The sequence below is a fragment of the Litorivivens sp. genome (genome assembly GCF_041625495.1).
Lineage (GTDB): Bacteria > Pseudomonadota > Gammaproteobacteria > Pseudomonadales > Spongiibacteraceae > Litorivivens.
In genome coordinates, this window is the sequence record NZ_JBFJTH010000217.1 from 1 (window position 1) to 5,092 (window position 5,092).

General features: G+C 54.0%; 3 protein-coding genes and 2 tRNA genes. 4 read left to right on the forward strand and 1 reads right to left on the reverse strand.

The window, feature by feature from the left end:
* Nucleotides 1-4: 4 nt before the first annotated feature.
* The 4 genes from ABYP39_RS17200 to ABYP39_RS17215 all read left to right on the forward strand — a co-directional run bounded on the left by ABYP39_RS17200 (nt 5) and on the right by ABYP39_RS17215 (nt 3,219).
* A tRNA-Arg gene (locus ABYP39_RS17200) sits at nt 5-81 on the forward strand.
* Between the two features lie 21 nt (nt 82-102).
* Nucleotides 103-178: transfer RNA gene (locus ABYP39_RS17205), tRNA-His, on the forward strand.
* 219 nt (nt 179-397) lie between these two features.
* Complete coding sequence (locus ABYP39_RS17210) at nt 398-1,480, forward strand: OmpA family protein (protein WP_372783816.1); 1,083 nt, start codon at nt 398-400, stop codon at nt 1,478-1,480.
* Between the two features lie 83 nt (nt 1,481-1,563).
* Nucleotides 1,564-3,219, forward strand: coding sequence for a hemin-binding protein (locus ABYP39_RS17215; RefSeq protein WP_372783818.1), 1,656 nt, complete (start codon nt 1,564-1,566; stop codon nt 3,217-3,219).
* A 179-nt stretch (nt 3,220-3,398) separates the two neighbouring features.
* Here ABYP39_RS17215 and ABYP39_RS17220 read toward each other — a convergent pair whose 3' ends face one another.
* Nucleotides 3,399-5,054 carry an electron transfer flavoprotein-ubiquinone oxidoreductase gene (locus ABYP39_RS17220; RefSeq protein WP_372764787.1) on the reverse strand — a complete coding sequence of 552 codons (1,656 nt, stop codon included), beginning with the start codon at nt 5,052-5,054 and terminating at the stop codon, nt 3,399-3,401.
* Nucleotides 5,055-5,092: the final 38 nt, after the last annotated feature.

Consider the following 5,092-nt stretch of genomic DNA (forward strand, 5'->3'; position numbering starts at 1 on the left):
CCGTGCGCCCGTAGCTCAGCTGGATAGAGCAACGGCCTTCTAAGCCGTCGGTCGCAGGTTCGAATCCTGCCGGGCGTGCCACCGCATAGATACACCGCAATGGTGGCCGTAGCTCAGTTGGTAGAGTCCAGGATTGTGATTCCTGTTGTCGCGGGTTCGAACCCCGTCGGCCACCCCATTATTCCCTTCGTGTCATTTTCTTTTGAGATTCCGCCGTTCGGCGCAAATTCTTCGTAATTGTCTCGTTGCTGTGACAGGTTTCCGTGAATAAAGCACTTTCAGGTGTATTCCGGGGTGGATACTTCAAAGTTCTTGCAGTAAATTGTTTTCAAAATGAAGTGCATAGCGTGTATAACGCTTGGCAATAAGGAAAATTACTTACTTCTGGAGAACCTGAATGACCACACTGACTCGTGGCTTGGTAACGGCTTTTTGTGCGTTGCTGTTTTCGATCCCCCTGGTTTCTCATGCTCAGCTCGGCTTGCCGATCGGTGGCGGCGGTGCCGCAGCGCCAGGTGCTGACCTGAGCTGTACCGGCCGGGGTACTGACGGCAAAATGGCTTGTGGCGACATCGGCCTTGAGGAAACCATGGAATTCTGTGATGACGTAGACGGTGATTTCGTCTGCGATAAGCAGGATGAGTGTCCCGACACGCCAAAAGGTGTGCCAGTATTTATGAATGGCTGTCACGAAATGGAGCTGCGTGAAGATCGCCCCTGGGTGTTGCGCGGCGTAAACTTTGAATTTGATAAAGCCGTACTGCGCGAAGAGTCCATCCCGATTCTTGAGGCTGCGGTCAATGTGTTGAACGAGCACTCCGAATTGCTGGTGTCCATCGACGGACATACCGACAGCAAAGGCAGTGATCTGTACAACGAAATCCTTTCTCGCAACCGTGCAGAAGCTGTTCACAATTACTTCATTCGTCATGGTGTCAACGCTGACCGCCTGGTATTCCGCGGTTTTGGGGAGTCCCGTCCGATCGCGCCAAACAGCTTTGACGACGGTAGCGACAACCCTGAAGGACGCTTTGAAAACCGCCGTGTAGAGCTCAATGTGCTCGATATGGAAACGTTCAACGCGGCGAAAGCGGAAATTGCGCAGCGTGAGGCACAAATGGAGGCCGAGCGTGCACGCCGTGCGGCAGCCCGCGCCAAAGCTGCGGCGGAAGCAGCCAAGAAAAAAGCCGCGCAAGAGCAGGCCGCTAAAGAGCAGGCAGAAAAGAAAGAACAGCCCACAGAGTCTGCCGAGTCTTCAGTTGATGAATTCGATGCCTCGGAGTACCTCGACTTTACTACCGAAGAGGACTCCTCTGCTGATGACGCGTCCGGTGGTGATACCGCCGAGGCTGGCAGCTCAAGTGCTTCTGACAGCAAGAGTGCAACAGAGGGTGCCTCATCAGACTCGAGCAGCGATTCCGAGTTCGACGAAAGTCAGTATCTGGATTTTCTCGAATCCTACGACAGCGAAGACAAGTAATAAGGTGCCGTTTGGGCGGCGAGTTTCCCTGCCGCCCACGTTATAACGACAGACAAATTTTCGACATTTAGGATCAAACGACTATGGCTATCGATTTACCACCCGCAGTACCGCCTACCCTAGTCAATACAAGCTATATTTCTGACTACGCAGCGGGCGCATCCGCCTATACCGGTAAAGTTGGCAGTTTTGAGCTTCATGTAACCGGTGACCACCATCTCAGTAGTGCTGAGTTGGATAAAATTTTTGAAGTCGCAAAATCGGCTGATCAGGCGATTTTGCTGATCAGCTCTGCGACGAATCGCAAGGGGCATCTCCTGGTTAACACTCTGTATGCGCGGCAACAGAACGTTGTTCATGTGCATGCGCTGCAAGCTCGGGTTGGCAATGTCAGTGGCGACGAGGGCATCGTACCGTTTTTTGACGGACTGGAAGGCGACGCCGATCTGAAGCGCAGCGAGTTTGACAAGGCGCGCGCTATGGCCAACGTCAAATCTGAGCGAACTGGTGTTGACTACAGCGTCAGCTATCAGGTGTCAGAAGAAGATCCCGGCGTGGTCGGTATGGTGTTCGAAGGCAAAGAAAAAGCGGATGCCGACCGTACAGATCTCAAGTTTAAGCTAAGCAACGAAGGCAGCCGTTTTGCGGGGCGTTATTATGCCGATGCCGGTGTTACACACTCCACTCTGGGTGGTACTAATCTGTCGCTAGACTACCAGAAGGCGTTTCCTGATCTTGGTGAGTCACGTGAGGGCGACGAGTACGATCAGATCAGCGTTGGTATTAACAAGCCGTTTTCTTTTGGCTTGTATGGGCTGCGCGCCAGCGTTGCCGAATACACCCAGGATTTTACACCTGAGTCGGTGGGTGCAGGTGCTGGTCAGACCTGTGATCCTTTATTGGGCTTGCTGTGTCTGCCGGTAGGCGGCGCCGCCACGTCTAATTCGGTTTTCGATGCCGAGATCACGCAGATTGCCTTCACCGGGGAGCAGGTGTTGAGCAGCGACATTGATCGCCGCTTCAGTCTTTATGAAGAGCTCGAGCTGGTCGACTCCCAGATTGAAGATCAGTCTGGCGCAAACCTTCAGGACGAGGTTTATACAACCCTCGAAGTGGGGGCGCGTTACAATCGCCAGTCACGGCTGGGTGATACGCACCTGCTGAAATATACCCTGACGGCGTCAGCCAAAGCGGGCATCGATGACGATGGTGGTTCACTTGAGAGCACACCGGATGCATCAGGCGTTGCGGTCGGCAAGCGTGCGGGTGACTTTATTGTATTCAAGCCACGTGCCGCGGTGCAGATTAGCAACCGCAAGCGTACGACCGTCGATGTGGACTTTGCCGCGCAGTTGGCGGATGACCAGCTGCCGCAACAACAGCAATGGGTGCTCGGTGGTGTAAATGCCATCTCCTCATACGTGCCGGGTGTGCTTGTTGGTGATTCGGGTATGTTTGCGCGCCTGGGGCTGAACCATAAACTGGTGGATCTCGATAACTTTGACCTCGTTGCCGGTGTATTTGGTGAATACGGTGAGGCCAACTTTGAAGATGCCAGCGGTGACGCCGGTGACACGGCTGCGATCTCCGATATCGGTGTCCGCATCAAGGCGACCTATGCCGAGACTCTGGAAGTTAACCTGGTGATTGCGGATTCTATTTCCGAGAAAAACTTGCCGGATGCCTTCCTGGAAGGTGCCGAGGCAGACTTCTTTGCCAGCGTTAAGTTTGTGTTCTAAGTTAAAGAGCTATAAAAAAACCGCGCCATGGCGCGGTTTTTTTTGGTCTGAAATCTGGGGACTGAAAACCGGGAGCGTGTTGAATATTAAATAGGCAATTCCTAGGCTCGCTGGATAGCGGGGCGTAAAAAAGCCGCCGGACCGAAAGGGCAGGCGGCTTTGCAGTGAGCGCTAGGCAGTTACATGTTGGGGTAGTTGGGGCCGCCGAAGCCTTCCGGTGTTACCCACACAATGTTTTGCGCCGGATCTTTAATGTCGCACGTTTTGCAGTGTACGCAGTTCTGGCCGTTGATCTGGAAGCGTTTGCTGCCATCTTCGTTGTCTACAACTTCGTAAACACCGGCAGGGCAGTAACGCTGCGCCGGCTCGTCGTAGGTTGGCAGATTGTCGCGAATTGGCAGCGCAGGGTCTTTCAGCGTCAGGTGGCAGGGTTGATCTTCTTCGTGGTTAGTGTTGGAGAGAAACACTGATGCCAGTCGGTCGAAGGTGAGCTTGCCATCGGGCTTCGGATAGGTGATCTCCTTGCTCTGTGCGGCCGGCTTCATGGCTGCATGGTCTGCCTTCTTGTCTTCAAAGGTCCACGGGAGGTTGCCATTGAAGATATTGATATCGACAAAGGAGTAGGCCGAGCCCACGAGGTTGCCCCATTTATGCTGCGCAGGGCCAAAGTTGCGCTGCTGGTAAAGCTCTTTGTACAACCAGGAGTTGTTGAAGGCTTCGGTGTATTCGGTCAGGTCATCGCTGCCGCGTTCCTGTTCGGTGATCGCCTTGTGCACGACCTCTGCCGCCAGCATGCCAGATTTCATCGCGGTATGGCTGCCTTTGATTTTGGCAAAGTTCAGGGTGCCGGCATCGCAACCGATCAGTAAGCCACCAGGGAAGGTCATTTTGGGCAATGACTGCAGTCCGCCTTTGGCAATGGCGCGAGCGCCATAGGAGATGCGTTCGCCGCCTTCCAGGAAATCCTTGATGACAGGGTGGGTTTTGAAGCGGTTAAATTCTTCAAAAGGGCTCAGGTACGGGTTGTCGTAGCACAGGTCGGTGATCAGGCCCAGTGCAACCTGGTCGTCCTCGATGTGGTACAGGAAGCCGCCGCCGAAGGCGCCGTTTTCAGAAAGAGGCCAGCCGGTAGAGTGCACCACCTTGCCCTGAGAGTGTTTCTCGGGGTTGATTTTCCAAAGCTCTTTGATGCCGATGCCGTAGTGTTGTGGGTCTTTGCCCTCGGCAAGGTTGAATTTTTCAATAAGTTGCTTGCCCAGGTGACCGCGACAGCCCTCGGAGAATAGGGTGTACTTGGCGTGCAGCTCCATGCCAGGCATGTAGGAGTCTTTCTGGGAGCCGTCAGCGGCAATGCCCATGTCGCCGGTGGCAATGCCTTTTACGCTGCCGTCTTCGTTGTACAGCACTTCTGCAGCGGCAAAGCCAGGGTAGATTTCTGCGCCCATGCCTTCGGCTTGTTCGGCCAGCCAGCGGCACAGGTTGCCCAGGCTGATGATGTAGTTGCCTTCATTGTGCATGGTTTTCGGAACCGCGAAGCCGGGAACCTTAATGGCCTTTTCTTCGCTGGTCATATAGTAGATGTCATCGCCAGTGACTTCAGTCTCAAGCGGTGCGCCTTTCTCTTTCCAGTCCGGGAAGAGTTCGTTCAGTGCGGTGGGCTCAAAAACCGCGCCTGACAGGATATGGGCGCCGACTTCAGAGCCTTTTTCAACCACGCAAACGCTTATATCTTTACCGGTGCTTTCGCTGAGTTGTCTGATCTTGCAGGCCGCTGAAAGTCCGGCCGGACCAGCACCCACGATCAGTACATCAAATTCCATCGATTCGCGTTCCACGATTGAACTCCTCTTCTGAATCAGTAAATACAGCCAAA